This is a genomic window from Polaribacter sp. MED152, from assembly GCF_000152945.2.
Taxonomy (GTDB): Bacteria; Bacteroidota; Bacteroidia; order Flavobacteriales; family Flavobacteriaceae; genus Polaribacter.
This window is the reverse complement of sequence record NC_020830.1, coordinates 2421872-2438710: the sequence shown is the minus strand read 5'-3', so window position 1 is coordinate 2438710 and position 16839 is coordinate 2421872. Positions and strand designations below refer to the sequence as shown.

At 30.9% G+C, this 16839-nt stretch carries 17 protein-coding genes; 5 read left to right on the top strand and 12 right to left on the bottom strand.

The genetic code is table 11. The annotated features are described in order from the left end of the window. Nucleotides 1–3: 3 nt before the first annotated feature. From lepA to MED152_RS10760, 4 genes are all read right to left on the bottom strand, one after another. The gene (gene lepA / locus MED152_RS10775) at nucleotides 4–1800 is read right to left on the bottom strand and encodes a translation elongation factor 4 (RefSeq protein ID WP_015481914.1); all 1797 of its coding nucleotides are present in this window, start codon (nucleotides 1798–1800) and stop codon (nucleotides 4–6) included. 112 nt (nucleotides 1801–1912) lie between these two features. Further along, on the bottom strand, nucleotides 1913–2188 hold the full coding sequence (locus MED152_RS10770) for an EF-hand domain-containing protein (protein WP_015481913.1): 276 nt from the start codon (nucleotides 2186–2188) through the stop codon (nucleotides 1913–1915). Between the two features lie 6 nt (nucleotides 2189–2194). Then, nucleotides 2195–2473 carry an EF-hand domain-containing protein gene (locus MED152_RS10765; RefSeq protein WP_015481912.1) on the bottom strand — a complete coding sequence of 93 codons (279 nt, stop codon included), beginning with the start codon at nucleotides 2471–2473 and terminating at the stop codon, nucleotides 2195–2197. A 70-nt stretch (nucleotides 2474–2543) separates the two neighbouring features. After that, nucleotides 2544–3641 carry a PD40 domain-containing protein gene (locus MED152_RS10760; protein ID WP_015481911.1) on the bottom strand — a complete coding sequence of 366 codons (1098 nt, stop codon included), beginning with the start codon at nucleotides 3639–3641 and terminating at the stop codon, nucleotides 2544–2546. A 43-nt stretch (nucleotides 3642–3684) separates the two neighbouring features. Here MED152_RS10760 and MED152_RS10755 point away from each other — a divergent pair, with 43 nt between their 5' ends. The 5 genes from MED152_RS10755 to dusB all read left to right on the top strand — a co-directional run bounded on the left by MED152_RS10755 (nucleotide 3685) and on the right by dusB (nucleotide 10642). Further along, a complete protein-coding gene (locus MED152_RS10755) occupies nucleotides 3685–4908 on the top strand; it encodes a M28 family peptidase (RefSeq protein WP_015481910.1) in 1224 nt (407 codons plus the stop codon). A 23-nt stretch (nucleotides 4909–4931) separates the two neighbouring features. After that, complete coding sequence (locus MED152_RS10750; protein ID WP_015481909.1) at nucleotides 4932–5315, top strand: hypothetical protein; 384 nt, start codon at nucleotides 4932–4934, stop codon at nucleotides 5313–5315. A 419-nt stretch (nucleotides 5316–5734) separates the two neighbouring features. Beyond that, on the top strand, nucleotides 5735–9196 hold the full coding sequence (locus MED152_RS10745) for an Ig-like domain-containing protein (protein ID WP_015481908.1): 3462 nt from the start codon (nucleotides 5735–5737) through the stop codon (nucleotides 9194–9196). Nucleotides 9197–9232: 36 nt separating this feature from the next. Continuing rightward, nucleotides 9233–9634 carry a DUF4345 domain-containing protein gene (locus MED152_RS10740; protein WP_015481907.1) on the top strand — a complete coding sequence of 134 codons (402 nt, stop codon included), beginning with the start codon at nucleotides 9233–9235 and terminating at the stop codon, nucleotides 9632–9634. Nucleotides 9635–9640: 6 nt separating this feature from the next. Continuing rightward, complete coding sequence (gene dusB, locus MED152_RS10735) at nucleotides 9641–10642, top strand: tRNA dihydrouridine synthase DusB (protein WP_015481906.1); 1002 nt, start codon at nucleotides 9641–9643, stop codon at nucleotides 10640–10642. 246 nt (nucleotides 10643–10888) lie between these two features. On the opposite strand, the gene MED152_RS10730 is transcribed toward dusB, so the two are convergent. The 8 genes from MED152_RS10730 to MED152_RS10690 all read right to left on the bottom strand — a co-directional run bounded on the left by MED152_RS10730 (nucleotide 10889) and on the right by MED152_RS10690 (nucleotide 16809). Further along, nucleotides 10889–11476 carry a hypothetical protein gene (locus tag MED152_RS10730; RefSeq protein ID WP_015481905.1) on the bottom strand — a complete coding sequence of 196 codons (588 nt, stop codon included), beginning with the start codon at nucleotides 11474–11476 and terminating at the stop codon, nucleotides 10889–10891. Then, complete coding sequence (locus MED152_RS10725) at nucleotides 11476–11979, bottom strand: hypothetical protein (protein WP_148284813.1); 504 nt, start codon at nucleotides 11977–11979, stop codon at nucleotides 11476–11478. The genes MED152_RS10730 and MED152_RS10725 overlap by 1 nt, the downstream gene beginning before the upstream one ends. Nucleotides 11980–12040: 61 nt before the next feature. After that, nucleotides 12041–13243, bottom strand: a complete 1203-nt coding sequence (locus MED152_RS10720) for an ABC transporter permease (RefSeq protein ID WP_015481903.1) — start codon at nucleotides 13241–13243, stop codon at nucleotides 12041–12043. A gap of 15 nt (nucleotides 13244–13258) precedes the next feature. Further along, on the bottom strand, nucleotides 13259–13654 hold the full coding sequence (rbfA, locus tag MED152_RS10715) for a 30S ribosome-binding factor RbfA (RefSeq protein WP_015481902.1): 396 nt from the start codon (nucleotides 13652–13654) through the stop codon (nucleotides 13259–13261). A gap of 20 nt (nucleotides 13655–13674) precedes the next feature. Further along, complete coding sequence (locus tag MED152_RS10710; RefSeq protein ID WP_015481901.1) at nucleotides 13675–14316, bottom strand: response regulator transcription factor; 642 nt, start codon at nucleotides 14314–14316, stop codon at nucleotides 13675–13677. After that, nucleotides 14309–15061 (bottom strand): sensor histidine kinase, encoded by a 753-nt coding sequence (locus MED152_RS10705; protein WP_015481900.1) that lies wholly within the window; start codon nucleotides 15059–15061, stop codon nucleotides 14309–14311. Before MED152_RS10705 ends, MED152_RS10710 begins: the two co-directional genes overlap by 8 nt. Nucleotides 15062–15652: 591 nt before the next feature. Beyond that, entirely contained in the window at nucleotides 15653–16276 is a 624-nt protein-coding gene (locus MED152_RS10695; RefSeq protein ID WP_015481898.1) for a hypothetical protein, read from the bottom strand. Nucleotides 16277–16515: 239 nt separating this feature from the next. Then, nucleotides 16516–16809: a F0F1 ATP synthase subunit epsilon gene (locus MED152_RS10690; RefSeq protein ID WP_015481897.1), complete on the bottom strand. Its 294-nt coding sequence runs from the start codon at nucleotides 16807–16809 to the stop codon at nucleotides 16516–16518. Between the last annotated feature and the right edge of the window lie 30 nt (nucleotides 16810–16839).

The window sequence follows — 16839 nt, the reverse complement described above, 5'->3', positions numbered from 1 at the left end:
TTGTTAATCGTTCAGTTTTAAAACTGCCATAAATGCTTCTTGTGGAATTTCTACATTACCTACTTGACGCATTCTTTTCTTACCTTTTTTCTGCTTTTCTAATAACTTACGTTTTCTAGAAATATCTCCTCCATAACATTTTGCAGTTACATCTTTACGTAAAGCTTTTGTGGTTTCTCTAGCAATAATCTTGGCACCAATTGCAGCCTGAATAGGAATATCAAACTGTTGTCTAGGTATTAACGTTTTTAATTTTTCTACTATTTTTTTACCAATAGTGTAAGCATTGTCTGCATGCAATAAAGCAGAAAGTGCATCTACAGTATCACCATTTAATAGAATATCTACTCTTACTAGTTTCGATTCTTTCATACCTATTGGATGATAATCGAAAGAAGCATAACCTTTAGAAACGGTTTTTAAACGATCGTAAAAATCGAAAACAATTTCTGCCAAAGGCATTTCGAAAATAAGTTCTACTCTTTGGGTAGTTAAATACGTTTGATTTACAATTTGCCCTCTTTTTTCGATACAAAGTGACATTACTTGCCCTACAAAATCTGATTTAGTTACAATAGAAGCTTTAATAAAAGGCTCTTCTACTCTATTCAATTTAGAAGGTTCTGGTAAATCCGAAGGATTATTAACAATTAATATTTCGTTTGGTTCTTTGTTTGTAAATGCATGGTAAGACACGTTTGGTACAGTAGTAATCACTGTCATGTTAAACTCACGTTCTAAACGTTCTTGAATAATTTCCATATGCAACATTCCTAAGAATCCACATCGAAAACCAAAACCTAATGCTGCAGAACTTTCTGGTTGAAACACCAAAGAAGCATCATTTAATTGCAGTTTTTCCATAGAATAACGCAACTCTTCATAATCTTCTGTATCCACAGGATAAATACCAGCAAAAACCATTGGTTTTACATCTTCAAAACCATCAATAATTTCTGTAGTTGGTTTATGTGCATCTGTAATAGTATCACCTACCTTTACTTCTTTTGCTGTTTTAATACCTGTAATCAAATACCCAACATCTCCTGTTTTTACAGATTTTTTAACAACCTGACTTAATTTCAAAGTTCCTACCTCATCTGCAAAATAATTTTTGCCTGTAGCCATGAATTTAATTTCTTGACCCTTTTTTATTTCGCCATTAATTACTCTAAAATACGTTTCAATTCCCCTGTAAGAGTTATAAACTGAATCGAAAATTAGTGCCTGTAAAGGAGCATCTGGCTCACCTTTTGGTGCAGGAATTCTATCTATAATTGCCTCTAAAATATTGTCTACACCAAAACCAGTTTTACCACTTGCGTGTATTACTTCTTCTGGGTCACAACCTAATAAGTCTACAATATCATCTGTTACTTCTTCTGGATTTGCAGAAGGTAAATCTACTTTATTTAAGATTGGAATAATCTCTAAATCGTTCTCTAAAGCCAAGTATAGGTTAGATATGGTTTGTGCTTGTATACTTTGTGCAGCATCTACAATTAATAAAGCACCTTCACAAGCAGCAATTGATCTTGAAACTTCATATGAAAAATCTACGTGACCTGGAGTATCAATTAAATTTAAAATATAAGGCTCTCCATTATGAATAAAATCCATCTGAATTGCATGTGATTTTATGGTAATTCCACGTTCACGCTCCAAATCCATATTGTCTAATAACTGATTTTGTTTTTCACGTTCAGTTACAGAGCCAGTATAATCTAACAATCGATCTGCTAAAGTACTTTTACCATGATCTATGTGTGCAATTATACAAAAGTTTCTAATGTTCTTCATACTTCGTTATCTAACTACTTTCAATCTACAAAGATATGCTATTTACACACCTTCTCAAACAAAAAAAGTACAACGAAAATCATTGTACTTTAACTTTAATTTTGAGCTGAAATTAATAGTCTCTTTTTAGTTCTGAAATAGCTATGTTAAACTCTTGTTTATTGATGGTGTCATCTCCAGACTTATCATAACCTTTGAGCATTTCTCCTGCAACCATACCTCGAATAAAACCATTTACACCTGCTTCTTTTAGCAAATCTTTAATTTCATCTTTGTTTAAAGCACCATCTTTATCCTTATCAAAATTTAAAAAGGCTTCTTCAGTAGTCGCAAATTTAGTGGTAATTAACGTATGTATATCTCTTAAAATATTTTCTTTTGCTCCCATTTTAAATTATTCTTTCATTCCAGATTCTTTAATAGCTTCTTGAAATTCATCCCAACTTACTAAATCATCTTTATTCTGATCGAAGCTTTGCATCATAAATTCTGCAACCAAACCTCGAATTAAGCTACTCACTTTGGCCTCTTTTAAAAGTACTTTAAAATCACTTTTAGTTAAAAAACCATCTTTATCTGCATCATAAAAATCGAAGGCCTCTTTAGGGTTCGTAAATTTACTTCGCATTAAAGCTTCTATATTCACTAAGATTTTATCTTTTGTCCAAGCCATAATTTAGTCTTGCCATTCTATAAGCAATAGATTGATCTCTCTTTTTATTGATTTCAGAATGTCTATCCTTTTAGTCCTGCCATTCTGCAATAAATAAGTTGGTATCTCTACCACCTCCATTATTTCTATTTGAAGAAAAGGCTAGTTTTTTACCATCGTTAGAAAAAACAGGAAATGCATCAAAAGTTTCGCCATGTGTTACTCTTTCTAAATTTTTACCATCTATATCTATTAAATATAAATTAAATGGGAAGCCTCTTTCTGCCTCAAAATTCGATGAAAAAAGAATCTTTTTTCCTGAAGGATGAAAAAACGGACTCCAATTTGCGTTTCCAAGATCTGTTAATTGTCTTAAATCAGAACCATCAGCATTACAAATATAAAGCTCCATTTCTGTAGGCTCTACTAAACCTTCAGCCAATAAATCTTTATAGGCTTTAATTTCTTCTTCTGTTTTTGGTCTAGAAGATCTAAAGATAATTTTTGTCCCATCAGGTGAAAAGAAAGCACCACCATCATAACCCAATTCATCTGTTATTTGCTTAACATCAGTGCCATCTATATTCATAGTATACAATTCTAAATCTCCACTTCTTGTTGATGTAAAAACAATTTTATCGCCTTTAGGAGAAACAGTTGGTTCTGCATCATAACCCACTTCATTAGTAAGTTGTTTTACAATATTACCTTCTAAATCTGCCACAAAAATGTCGAAACTATCATAAACAGGCCAAATGTATTTTCCGTTTTTACGAAGAGGAACTTCTGGGCACTCTTCATCTACCAAATGTGTAGAAGCGTAAATAATATGTTTGTTATCAGGTAAAAAATAAGCACAGGTTGTACGTCCTTTTCCTGTAGAAATCATTGGTGGCATGCTGTTCTTAAAATTCTCATCTGCATTCATTAAAAACATTTGATCACAACCAACATTCCACTTTGTGTAATTTGATTGAAAAACCAATTGCTTGTCATCAAAACTCCAATAAGCTTCTGCATTATCTCCACCAAAGGTTACTTGTCTTAAACTCTTAAAGTATTTTTCTTCAGGATATATTAAAGAATCTTTAGCAACCTCTACTTCTGAATTTGAAACTACTTTTGGTTTTTGTTCGTTTTTACAAGAAAGCATCAATAAAGCTAATACTACAAAGGAAATAATTCTCATTTTCTATTTTATTAATTAACTTTACAAAAATAATATTATCATCATGAAATACAGTATAATTCTAATCTTTTTGAGCATTTTAGTTTCTTGTAAACCAGAAATTAACCAAGAAAACCGAATAAAAGAAGATGTAGCTTTTTTAGCTTCTGATGCCTTAGAAGGCAGGCAAACAGGTACTGAAGGTGAGAAAAAAGCTGCTAAATACATTTCAGAAAGATTTTCAGAGTTGGGTTTATTAGAAAAAGGTACTACCAACTATTTACAACCCTTTACATTTAAACCAAAAACCAATCCTCATGATGAAGTAAAGTTCGATGTAAATGGTGATGGAACTATTACAGGAAATAATGTAATAGGTTATTTAGACAACCAAGCAGAAAATACCATTATTATTGGTGCACATTACGATCATTTAGGTTTTGGAGGTGAAGGTTCTTTGTACAGAGATTCTATAAAAGCTATTCATAATGGAGCAGATGATAATGCTTCTGGTGTTGCCATTCTTTTAAATTTGGCTGCCAAGCTTAAAGACAAAAATACCAACAATAATTATTTATTCATGGCATTTTCTGGAGAAGAAATGGGCCTTTTAGGTTCGAATTACTTTGTAAAAAACCCAACTATTGATACCAAAAAAGTATCTTATATGATAAATATGGATATGGTTGGCCGAATGAAAAAAGATTCTACGTTAGCTGTTTATGGCACAGGAACTTCGCCAATTTTTAAACAAGTTTTAAAATCTCATAATGATAATTTTAAACTAGTTCAGCAAGAATCTGGTGTTGGCCCAAGTGATCACACAAGCTTTTACTTGGCAGATATGCCTGTATTACATTTTTTTACGGGGCAACATGAAGACTATCATAAACCAGGTGATGACTCAGAAAAATTAAATTATGAGGGTATGTATTTAATTTCTGATTACATCTATGCTATCATCTCTGATTTAGATGATAATGGAAAGTTGGCATTTAGAAAAACAAAAAACGAAAGTGATAGCACTCCTCGTTTTAAAGTAGGTTTAGGTGTAATTCCAGATTATTTATTTGATGGTGTAGGTATGAGAATTGATGGTATTTCTGAAGATAAACCAGCACAAAAAGCAGGTTTACAAAAAGGTGATATTGTAATTCAATTAGGTGATAGCACTGTTACAAATATGATGAGCTACATGCGTGCACTTTCTGTTTTTGATAAAGGCAGCAAAACAAAAGTGGTTGTTAAAAGAGGAGAAGAAAAAGTAGAGAAAGAAATTAATTTTTAAACAGGTATATAATTAGTAAAGTTATGCAAGCACGAAAAAATAAAATCATTATTATTTTTGTATTAGCTACATTATGTATTGGTTTTGGTAGTTATACATATTTTAAAAATTCATCAAGTACAAATACACAAACAATACAATTTACGGGCACAACAGAAGAATTTTATGCAGAAATTCATAAAGATCCCTTAAGTTGGACAAATAAAACTGTTTCTTTAAAAGGTAGAGTTACTTTTATAACTGCAACAAGTTTTACGCTAAATAGCCAGGCTTTTTGTAAATATCAAAAACTAGATAAACCTATAAAACTAAATCAAAAAGTTACCATTAAAGGTAAAGTGGCTAAATATGACAGTTTGATGGGTGATTTGTTTTTAGAACAATGTGTTATTCTAAGCATTGATTAAATCAGTTTCAAATATATTTTATGATTTACTAAGCTGATTGTGTTGTTACAAATACAATGAGCAATAGGCGTGTATAATCTATTTTTGATAAAGGCAACACAACTAAAGCACTTAGCACAAGAAGAGTTTAAAAAGCTGAAAAGGAAGTTAATTTCTAAGATCTAAAGCTATTTCTCAGTCCAAAAAAGGAGAATTAAAACTGGTGCACCACTTGACTGTCAATTATTTATTAAATTTAAATCATTAAAAAAATATCATTTTTTAGTGATTACTTAAATTTTTATTATTAGCTTTGATTTCGAATAAATGAACACTTTATGTGTTTTTTATACAGCTAAACAAATTACTAAACCCCTTAAAACCTACTAACCCCTTAACTACAAACTAACCCCTTTTCCAACTTTTTAACCCCTAACCTAATGACTACAACATTACCCAATGCTTGTAAGTTATACGTATATAAAAAATATATACTTATAACCTGCATTCTTCTAACGACTGTTAACTCTTTAGCACAATTTAACCCTGAAAGTTTAACTTATTTTGAAGATTTTGACAATCCTGGTTATCCAGCAAATACACCTACAGGTGCCTATTGGTCTTTTTACAACGAAATTCATCCCAATCAAGATTCTTGGAATAAATTTATTCCTGGAGATGGTAATGCCTACATACAAGTAGATGCAGATATTACTAACGATTTAGATTGGATTCATCCTTTTCAAACTTTAATTTTTGGTGGAGTTGCCGAAAATCATCGTCTTGAAGTGAGAATGAAAGGTGCAGTTGTAGATGGTGGCTTAGTAGGTTTTTTATTTACCTACAATCAAGAAGGTATTAAATTTAATGAAGTAGATATAGAGGTTGTTGCTAATGATAGTGCCACTCCTTCTCATGAAACTTTACCAGAAAATAATGGCTGGACAGATGCTAGATTCAACACATGGAGAAACGCAAACGAAAATTCTGCACGCCCTTTTACAGGTACTAAGAAAGCTATTATTAATGATAATAATGAAAAAATTTCATTGATAGACGATCAGTTTCATACCTATACTATTGATTGGAGAGCAGATAGAATTGATTTCTTTATAGACAATGTTTTACAAGAAACCATTACTACAAATATTGCCACAGGAAAATCTGAAGTTATTTTTGGCTTTAGACAACTACCTTGGGCTAATGATTTTAATTGGAGTGGAACTCAAACCATGGTTATAGACTATTTAAAAATAGAACCAATTGAGGTAGAAACCTTTGCTGCAAATGATAACTTTATCACCGAATTTAATACGCCAATTGATTTAGATGTTTTAGAAAACGATACAAAAAACACTGCTATAATTTCTTTTGATAACAACTCTGTAAACGGAAATTTAATAACAGAAAGTAATAATGTTCTAACCTTTACACCTGCAAGCGGATTTTCTGGAAATGATAGTTTTACCTATACTTTAGAAGATTCAGAAGGGGTGCAAGCAACAGCAACAGTTACTGTAAAAGTAAACGAAAGACCTTTAGAAGCAGCAGATGATGCTATTACCATAAATGTTGGTAGCTCTGATATTGCTATTGATGTTTTAGCGAATGATTTTTATGGTGAATTTGGCGAAAACCCAACACATCCTTTAACACTTCCAGGTGGTAAAACTGCAACTGCCAGTGATAATGGTGCACTTATTAGTGTTTACAATGGAAAAGTGTATTACACTGCTCCAGCGAATTTTGCAGGTATAGATACGTTTGTGTACACAATTACAGATGCCAATGGTTACGCAGATACTGCAACAGTTACCATAACTATTGGAGGCGATTATCCTGCAGAAGCTGCAAATGACAATTTTTCGATAGATGTAGATACTGCAACTAGTTTAGATGTTTTGGTTAACGACTTACCAGAAAATGTAAGTATAGTATCTGTAGATGCGAATAGTAACCAAGGTTTCACATTATCTATAGAGAACTCAGCAATTTTATATACCCCAACTAATGGTTTTATAGGTATGGATGAGTTTACGTACACCATAGAAGATGCAGATGGCAATCAATCTAGTGCAATAGTTTCATTAACGGTTGAACCAAAAACTGTAAATTCAAGTTCATTAGAAGCTATAGACGATACCGTAAGTGTAAATATTGGTAGTGAAAATAATGTGATAGAAGTCTTAGCAAATGACAATTATGGTGTAAATGGTATGAACAGCTCTCACCCATTAACATTAACTAATGGTAAATTAGTTACTGCCAGCAATAATGGTGGAACTATAAGTGTTGCTAATGGTACAGTAATCTACACAACTCCCTTAAATTTTGTAGGCTCAGATTCATTTACCTATACCATTACAGATGCCAAAGGTTTTGCAGATTATGCCACTGTAAACATAACTGTTGGTGGAGATTTGCCTGCGGATGCTAAAGGTGATAGTTATACCATAAAAATAGACGAAAGTACAAGTTTAGATGTGCTTAAAAATGATTTTCCAACAACTGCTACAATTGTAAATTTTGATAATTCCAGTGAACAAGGTTTTACCATTTCTTTGGTGAATTCAGAACTTGTTTATGAACCTATAAACGGGTTTGAAGGCAATGATAGTTTTAGCTATACCATAGAAGATGCAAATGGAGTGCAATCTACTGCCACAGTTACCCTTATTGTAGAAGAAGAAATTATAGAAAGTGGGCCAATAACAGCCGTAAATGATACTTTAGCGCTACTTGCTGATAGCAGCAATATTAGTATTGATGTTTTAGCCAATGATAGTTTTGGAACTTTCGGACCTAATGAAAATCATCCATTAACCTTAACCAATGGTAAATTATCTACAGAGAGTACTAATGGTGGTTCCATTCGAGTTTTAAATGGCAATATTGAATATAGTACACCAACAGGTTTTACAGGTATAGATACTTTTGAATATACAATTACAGATAAAAAAGGATTTGCCTCTAAAGCAAATGTAAGAATTACAGTAACCTCAGAACCTTTAGAAACAAAGGCCAATAATGATACTTTTACAATTCACATAAATTCAGCAACAGCCTTAGATGTTTTAGAGAACGATATTACAAACGATGGTACTATCATTGAATATGATGCTTTAAGTACTGAAGGTTTTACTATTTCTAGAGATAATCATTTAATGGTATATGCACCAACAGGAGATTTTGAAGGTGAAGACTCTTTTACCTATACCATAGAAGATAATGAAGGGATACAATCTACTGCCACTGTTTTCTTAACGGTTGAAGAGGAAGTGGTTCAAACAGGAACTGTAGATGCTCTTGATGATGAAATAACAGTAACAGAAAAAAGTGAAGATATACTTATAGATGTTACTGCAAATGACAATTATGGTGCAAATGGTAAAAACTCTTCTCATCCTTTAACTTTAACCAATGGCAAAATGGTTACAGCTAGCGATAATGGAGGTGATATTCGTGTTATTGATGGACAAATTAATTATTCTACTCCTGCTAATTTTGTAGGTACAGATACGTTTACTTACACAATTACAGATGGAAATGGTTTTGCAGATTCTGCTACTGTTACTATTACTATAGTTGGTGAAGCTGCCTCTAAAAATGGTAGTTTAAATACATCAATAGAAACAGATAGCAACTTAGTATTTAACGAATTTGATGTATACCCAAATCCTTCTGTTGGAAACTTTAAAAGTATTTTATTTAGTGATGTCAACACAAAAGCCAATTTAATGATATCAGACATTACTGGTAAAACCTTGTTTTCATCAGCGGTTACTATTCAAAAAGGTAAGAATGAGTTCGATTTTAATTTAGATTTAAGTTCAGGAGTTAAATTTGTTCGCATTGTGAGTAGTCAAGTAGATTTTGGAATTAAAAAACTAATTATCAAATAAGCTATCTTTACAAAAGAAAAGCTTAAAGGTAAGTAGATGCTAAAAACAAAACAGGAATTTATACAAAAAATACATCTTATTATTTCTGTATGTATTGTAATTCCTGTTGCGTTTGTTTATGGCTTCAACCCTAGTTCAGAATTTGAAATCTACCCAGAAACGTTAGATGAGCAAAATGCATTTAAAGCTATTATGGGTTTGTATTTGGGATTTGCCCTACTTTGGCTTTTAGGCATCATAAAACCAAAATTTTTAAAAACTGCTTTAGTAACCAATATGATATTTATGTTGGGTTTAGGTTTTGGTAGAGTGCTAAGTTTTGTATTAGATGGTTCACCAACCTTCGGCTTTTTATTTGGTATGTATGCAGAACTATTTCTAGGTTTTTACGGTCTTTGGGTTTTAACATATAAAAACAGTAATTTTGCAAAAAATTAATTCGTTTTGGTAAAAATTGATCAAATAGAACTTCCTGACTTTCCATTGCTACTTGCACCAATGGAAGACGTGTCTGACCCACCTTTTAGAGCTTTGTGTAAAGAAAATGGTGCAGATGTAGTGTATACCGAATTTATATCATCAGAAGGTTTAATAAGAGATGCTGCTAAAAGTGTAATTAAACTAGATATTTACGAGAAAGAAAGACCTGTAGGAATTCAGATTTTTGGTGCGAATTTAGATTCGATGTTAAAAACAATAGAAATTGTAGAAAAATCGAATCCAGATATCATTGATATTAATTTTGGTTGCCCAGTAAAAAAGGTGGTTTCTAAAGGTGCAGGTGCAGGTATTTTAAAAGATATCGATTTAATGGTTTCACTTACAGAAGCCATGGTTAAGCATACAAATTTACCTATTACTGTAAAAACAAGATTGGGTTGGGATCATGACTCAATACGAATTGTAGAAGTTGCAGAACGTTTGCAAGATGTTGGTTGTAAGGCAATTTCTATTCATGGTAGAACTCGTGCTCAAATGTATAAAGGTAATGCAGATTGGGTGCCTATTGCAGCTGTAAAAAATAACCCAAGAATGCATATTCCTGTTTTTGGTAATGGTGATGTTACTACACCAGAAAGAGCCATGGAAATGCGAGACAAATATGGCTTAGATGGTGCTATGATTGGTAGAGCATCTATAGGTTATCCTTGGTTTTTTAACGAAGTTAAACACTTCTTTAAAACAGGAGAACATTTAGCAAAACCTTCTATTGCAGAAAGAACAAAAGTGGCTAGAAGACATTTGCAAATGGCTATAGATTGGAAAGGTGAACGTTTAGGAGTTGTAGAGACCAGAAGGCATTATACCAACTATTTTAAAGGCATTCCTCATTTTAAAGATTATCGTTTAAAAATGGTTACTTCAGATGATCCTGCAGATGTTTTTAAAACGTTTGATGAAGTTGAAGCAAAATTTGGAAATGCATTAATACCAGATATTCGTTAACAAACCAATAATCTACATTTATCAGAATTTAAACGACAGTTACTAGTTAAGTATCTGATTAAATGTTTTATAACTTAAATAAATTTTATCTTTAGGGTATAGTAAAGGTTTTACAAACAACTTTTATACGTTAAGCATTAATGAAACATAAAGTAAATCTCAATACAAAGTAAAAAGAGATCACTAAAAAGAAACATTAATAATTAACATCAAAAAACAATCTAGCTAGGTTATTTTAAACTTTAATTATTCTAAAATTCTAAAGGAATTTACCATCTTTTGTACTTCAGGAAGATAGGTGTCATAGTATTTGGGCTCTGTAACATATTGTATGTTATACCCTATATTGGCTTCAAAAAAGAGAAAAAAACTTCTAGTATAACTTTTATTCGTATTTATTTTTTCTGTGTATTTTACAATATAAATAGAACCATAAATTTTATGCTTGCCTTTTAATAATAAATACTTGAATTTATCTTTTGGAAAATGTTTGCTGGTATAATCAATAAAATAGGACAAATAATCATCTATTGTATAAGCAGTTGAATTGCATTCATTAGCTATTTTATGCAAACCTATATACACATTAGCTTTATTATAGTAATTTAAAGAGTCTGTAAATTCTCCTTGCAAAGAATACCAATCTCCATAACTAGTTTTGCCATTTTTCCAGTCTTTAGGTTTATATATCTTGTAATTTAATTTTTGATTTGATTTTTGCAAACTATCTAATTTTTCAAAAGGATTTTCTCTACAAGATTTTTCTACTCTTTTTACGGATGAACAAGAAAGTATTGCTGCTAATAAGCTAAAAATTAGGACCTTTTTTATCATTATTCCGTAATTCTAAAAGTTTCTAGCATGCTAGTAAAATCCTCTACATAATTAGCAAACTCATCTTTTTGAGCAAAATAACTGATTCTGAAAGGTTTTGAATTGTAATAAAAACTAATAGCTAAACTCGTATAATTGTTACCTAAAAAAGAGGTTTTATAACTTACAACAGAATACTTTTTGTATAAATTATGCTCTTGATAACTTACATTTAAATTAGGATTTACATTTTTAGCAACTATATTTTTCACATATGCATTTGTAAATTCCTCTAAGTTTGAAATGTTATCATCTACCTTTAAAGTACTTTCGTTCATTACACGAACTACTATATAAGGTTTCTGATTTATAGATATTTTTGGTTTGTAAGCAAACTGACTATGGGTATCTAAAAAACCAACCCAGGTATCTGGTATTTTTAAAGTATAGCCTTTTTCATAATTAGTATAATCTCCTGTTAAAACCTTTCCATTTTTAAGATATCTATTACGATTTGTACTCACGCAACTCATAAACAATAGGCAGAACCCTATTGCATAAGTCATTTTAAAAAGTTTACGCATATTATTTTTCAATGAATTTTTGGTTGATTCTACTGCTAGCTATTTTGGCTGCAACAAAACCTAATAATGTTATGGTAAATATAACAATTAATACATTATAAAACTGAAATTCTACTGGGTAAGCCAAGTTTTCAGTAATCATAAATAAACCAAAAGCATCTTGTAAAAATACTAGAATGATGCCCAAAAACAAACCAATCAACATACCAAAAAAGGTAAGTAAAAAGCCTTGATACACAAATATCTTTTTAATTTCTTGAATGGTGGTACCTAAATTATAAAGGGTTTGTAAGTTTTGTTTTTTATCGATAATCATCATAATTATGGCTCCAATAACATTAAATAAAGCAATAATTATAATTAGAGTAAAAATTAGGTAAGACACAAAATTTTCTGTGTTTATTACTTTGTAAAAAACCTCATTCAATTGCTCTTTAGTTTGCACTTTATAAGCACTACCCAATAAGGTTTGTAACTCGTCTGCTACAGTGTTAGATTGTGTAACATCTGCTAATTTAAGCTCTATACCTGTAACTTGATTATGTTTAAATCTTAATAGGTTTTTTGCTTGATTTAAAGTTACGTACACAAACTTATTCTCGAATTCTTCTGTACCTGTATACAAGCCCAAAATTTGCACATCTATTTTATAAAATGCATTGTTAGGGTTTATAAAACCTTTGCCTGGTTTTGGTATCATAACTGTTAATGGCCTACCATAACTATTAACACCCAAAGATAATTTTATGGCAATGGCTCTACCAATAACTGCTGTATTTGCATAGGTAGTATCTAACCAATCACCAATGTAAATAGATTCGTTTATTTTAGTAACATTGGCATAATTGGTATCTACACCTTTTATAAAAGCAACTTCATTTTTATCTCCATATTCTAGAAAAACGCGTTCTTCTATTATTTTAGAATAAGTAACAATAGCTGAATTATCGTTTAAGATTTGGGTAAAAGCATCATCTATTAAAAACGATTTGCCTTTTACTGAAGTTATTTTTAAATCTGGATCTGATGCATCTAATAAACTGTAACTAAAGGTTCTTAAACCAGAAAAGCCAGACAAAATAATAAACAAGGCTAAAGAACTTACTATAACTCCAAATGAAGCAATTATAGTAATGATGTTTATAGCATTATTGCTAGTTTTTGTAAATAAGTATCTTTTGGCTATGTAGTAAGAAAAATTCAAAGAGTTGGTTTGAATTTATAATTTCTTTCTTCTTGGTAATACATCAGGATTTTTAATTGGGTCTTCATCTTGCCCACTTAAAGATTTATCTATCTCTTCTAAATAATCTAAAGTATCATCACCAAAAAATAACAATTCTGGCATTCTACGTAATTGATTTTTAGTTCTTTTTGCCATTTCATGACGAATTAAAACAGTGTTAGATTGCACACCTTTAACCAACTCATCTCTCTTTTCTGAAGGAAAAACACTTAGGTATACTTTTGCAACACCCAAATCTGAAGTAACATGCACTTTAGAAACAGAAATAATTACACCTTTCATACCATCTTGTGCGGCTTTTTGCAACACATCTACTAAATCTTTCTGCAGCACACCTGCAATTTTTCTTTGTCTATTCGTTTCTTCCATGCTGCAAATTTACAATATTTTTACACAGTGTAAATTTTATTTCTTACTGCATATATTACCATACCTACCCTGTTTCTAACATTTAATTTTGCAAACAAAGCCTCTCTATAGCCATCTATGGTTTTGGGGCTTAAACACATTTTATCTGCAACTTCTTTATACGTCATTTCTGTGCAAGCAAGTTTTAAAAACTCTATTTCTCTTGGTTTTAAAACCACATCATCTTTAAGAACACCATTTACAGATTTCATAAGTAAATTGGTTACATTTTTAGTGTGGTAAAATCCGTTTTCTACAATTTCTCTTAATGCTTTTTCTAAAACTGTTTTTTCTGTGTCTTTAAGCAAATAGCCTACAGCCCCAGCTTTTATCATTTTTAAAATGGTTTTGTCATCATCTTCTACAGAAAGTGCCATAACATTTACTTTAGGATGATGTTCTGCAATGTATGCTGTTGCTTCTATACCATTCATTACAGGCATATTAATATCCATTAAAACCACATCTGGCTTTTTACCATTTTCAGAAAAACGGTCTACCAACTCTTGCCCATTCTTGCAAGTATACAGCACTGTAAAATCTTTAAAAGTATTTACCATAGTTTGTATGGCTTGAGACAACAATGTATGATCATCTACAACCACTACCGAAAATTTACTCATAATTATATCTTATTTCTAAATTAGTACCCTTGTTTTCTTTTGATGTTAGGTTGGCTTCTGCCCCAATTAATTTGGCTCTAGCTTTAATGTTTAACAAACCTATACCTTCTTTTTTGGTAGACGATTTAAAACCAACCCCATTATCTTTTGTAAGTATGTGTAAATCTGTATCTGAGTAATTTAGCCTAATTACCAAGTCTGAAGCTCTTGCATGTTTAATGGTATTCGAAAAAAACTCTTGTAGAATTCTAAATAAAATAACAGTTGCCTTTTGGTTGATTTCTTTTTCTTCACCAACAATTTCTAAGGTGGCTTTAATGAAATCTAAACGATTAAAACGATCTACCTCTAATTGAATTGCTTCTTTTAGGTTGATGTTATCTAATGCTTCTGGATTAATTAATTTAGACAATGCTCTAACCTCTGTTAGCCCTTTTGTAATGGTATCTCTTACTTCTGCAATATTTTGTTCTGTGGCAGATTGCAATTGTATTTTTGCTAAAGTGAGTAGTTGCCCAATATTATCATGCAGCTCCCAACTAATGTTTCTTAGTGTTTCTTCTCTAATTTCTATTTGGGTTTCTGCAATTGTTCTTTCAAATTCTTCTCTTTCTTTTTCTTGTTCTGTTAGAATATCATTTTTTCTTCGTTGAAATATTGAAAATAAAATAATAATACCAAAAACCATTAATAACACAATGATTGTGGTAATGATTATGACAATTTCCGAACTTTTCTCAACCATATTAAATTCACTATAAAAATTCCATGCACAATAAGCAAAATAAAGGTAGGCACTGAATATAAAATTCTATTTTGAAGCATACCAATAAAAGATAGCGTAATAAATGGTAAGTTACCAAAATAATAAATTAAAAATCCGACTGTTACCCAAAAAAACAATTGTTTTTTGTAGTTCATAATTTTTTTAGAGTTGAGTAACTCTTGAAAATAAAAAAAGAAAAAAGGTACCACACAAAAATGCAATAGAATTACAGTGTAAGTCTGCCAGCTAGTAAACACAAAACTCAAACCGTAAATTGTATAAAAAAAAATTGAAGTATAAACAATTACTTTTTTAGAGAGTTTTGTGTTTGTTGCATAGTAATAAATTAAAGCTACTGAACCATACTCAAAAAAAGTATAGATATTATACAACCAAGCATCACTACCTTCATTAATTAAACCGCCTAAAAAATCAGCTAGAACTGCAAACAGCAAATACGCAATAAAAAAACAATACTGTTTACTTTTATAACTTTTAAGAAAGAGAAGCGTTAAAAGCAGACTTATTAATTCTACATATAGTAATGAATCCTGAAATAATTCCATACTATTAATATGGAGGAGGTGTTGGTTTAATTCTATTTGCAGAAGAACTCTCTAAACCACCTTGCCTATTTAAGTTAAGCATACTTGCTTTATCTACTTGTTTTGCTCTTACTTTTTCTAAAAACTGTAAAATTTCTGCTGGCTTTCCTTTTTCTGAATATAAGGGTTCAAAAGCAACATCATCTTTGCCACCAATGGTAGTTGTTGGCGTAAAAATTAAAGTTTGTACATTTCTTAATTCTTTATCTTTATAGTTCTTAGGATATGTAGATGGGTAAATTCTAAAACCAGTAAGTGGTATGTCTTTTTCTTTAGATATTCTCTCTATATATGCTATGTATTGTTTTAAATCATCTAACTCGTACCAATTGTAAACAGTAGATATAGTACGTTTTCCACCACTAACTTTTTTTAGATACTTGTCTAATTCTTTTTTAGGTCCTTTTTCAAAGGTATCCATCATATCTGCCATTTCTTCATACGTAATAATTTGAGATGGTTTTGTGCTATTTGGGTAACAAGATTCATCTACAGTTTTATCACTGGTATGTTCGCATTCTGTTTTACAAGAAATAATACTTAGTGCAATACTGCAAATTAGTAAATAATTAAAAGCTTTGATTTTCATTAGTATGAAGTTTTTAAGGTTAGTTGAAAATCTAAAATACAATTAAATTTAAGATACGTTCTACTTGAATCTAAAAAAGGGGTTTTTCCCTAAGTGCTTTAGGTTTAAACCCTAGCTGTACTTTTACAAAAAGCAACATCTTTACACTTGAAAAACAAAAAGTCTCGAAAGGGAAAATTGCACAAAAAAAAATCTCAAAATTAAATTTTGAGATTTTTTTTATTTGAAAACAATTGGTATTAGTCTGCCAATACAATTGCTTTATTATCGTTAAATTCTAAAGTACCAGAATTAATTTGTAATGTTAGTATTTTATCATCATCTACATGTGGTACTAACAAACCATTTAAATCATTCAACTCTAAATGTTGCTGAGAATGTACGTGTATTTTAACCATACCTTCTTTTAAGTTTGCAACAATTGGTGCGTGATTATTTAACATTTGAAACTCACCATGTTCACCTGGCACTGTAATAGCATCTACCTCTGATGAAAACAAAATAGCCTCTGGACTTACAATTTCTAAATACATAGTAAAATTTATTTTACTATCCTGAACTTG

What these genes read in the sequence shown, in the direction of transcription:
- lepA (WP_015481914.1), bottom strand. Translation starts at nt 1,800, where the DNA reads ATGAAGAACATTAGAAACTTTTGTATAATTGCACACATAGATCATGGT.
- MED152_RS10770 (WP_015481913.1), bottom strand. Translation starts at nt 2,188, where the DNA reads ATGGGAGCAAAAGAAAATATTTTAAGAGATATACATACGTTAATTACC.
- MED152_RS10765 (WP_015481912.1), bottom strand. Translation starts at nt 2,473, where the DNA reads ATGGCTTGGACAAAAGATAAAATCTTAGTGAATATAGAAGCTTTAATG.
- MED152_RS10760 (WP_015481911.1), bottom strand. Translation starts at nt 3,641, where the DNA reads ATGAGAATTATTTCCTTTGTAGTATTAGCTTTATTGATGCTTTCTTGT.
- MED152_RS10755 (WP_015481910.1), top strand. Translation starts at nt 3,685, where the DNA reads ATGAAATACAGTATAATTCTAATCTTTTTGAGCATTTTAGTTTCTTGT.
- MED152_RS10750 (WP_015481909.1), top strand. Translation starts at nt 4,932, where the DNA reads ATGCAAGCACGAAAAAATAAAATCATTATTATTTTTGTATTAGCTACA.
- MED152_RS10745 (WP_015481908.1), top strand. Translation starts at nt 5,735, where the DNA reads ATGACTACAACATTACCCAATGCTTGTAAGTTATACGTATATAAAAAA.
- MED152_RS10740 (WP_015481907.1), top strand. Translation starts at nt 9,233, where the DNA reads ATGCTAAAAACAAAACAGGAATTTATACAAAAAATACATCTTATTATT.
- MED152_RS10730 (WP_015481905.1), bottom strand. Translation starts at nt 11,476, where the DNA reads ATGATAAAAAAGGTCCTAATTTTTAGCTTATTAGCAGCAATACTTTCT.
- rbfA (WP_015481902.1), bottom strand. Translation starts at nt 13,654, where the DNA reads ATGGAAGAAACGAATAGACAAAGAAAAATTGCAGGTGTGCTGCAGAAA.
- MED152_RS10710 (WP_015481901.1), bottom strand. Translation starts at nt 14,316, where the DNA reads ATGAGTAAATTTTCGGTAGTGGTTGTAGATGATCATACATTGTTGTCT.
- MED152_RS10705 (WP_015481900.1), bottom strand. Translation starts at nt 15,061, where the DNA reads ATGGTTGAGAAAAGTTCGGAAATTGTCATAATCATTACCACAATCATT.
- MED152_RS10695 (WP_015481898.1), bottom strand. Translation starts at nt 16,276, where the DNA reads ATGAAAATCAAAGCTTTTAATTATTTACTAATTTGCAGTATTGCACTA.
- MED152_RS10690 (WP_015481897.1), bottom strand. Translation starts at nt 16,809, where the DNA reads ATGTATTTAGAAATTGTAAGTCCAGAGGCTATTTTGTTTTCATCAGAG.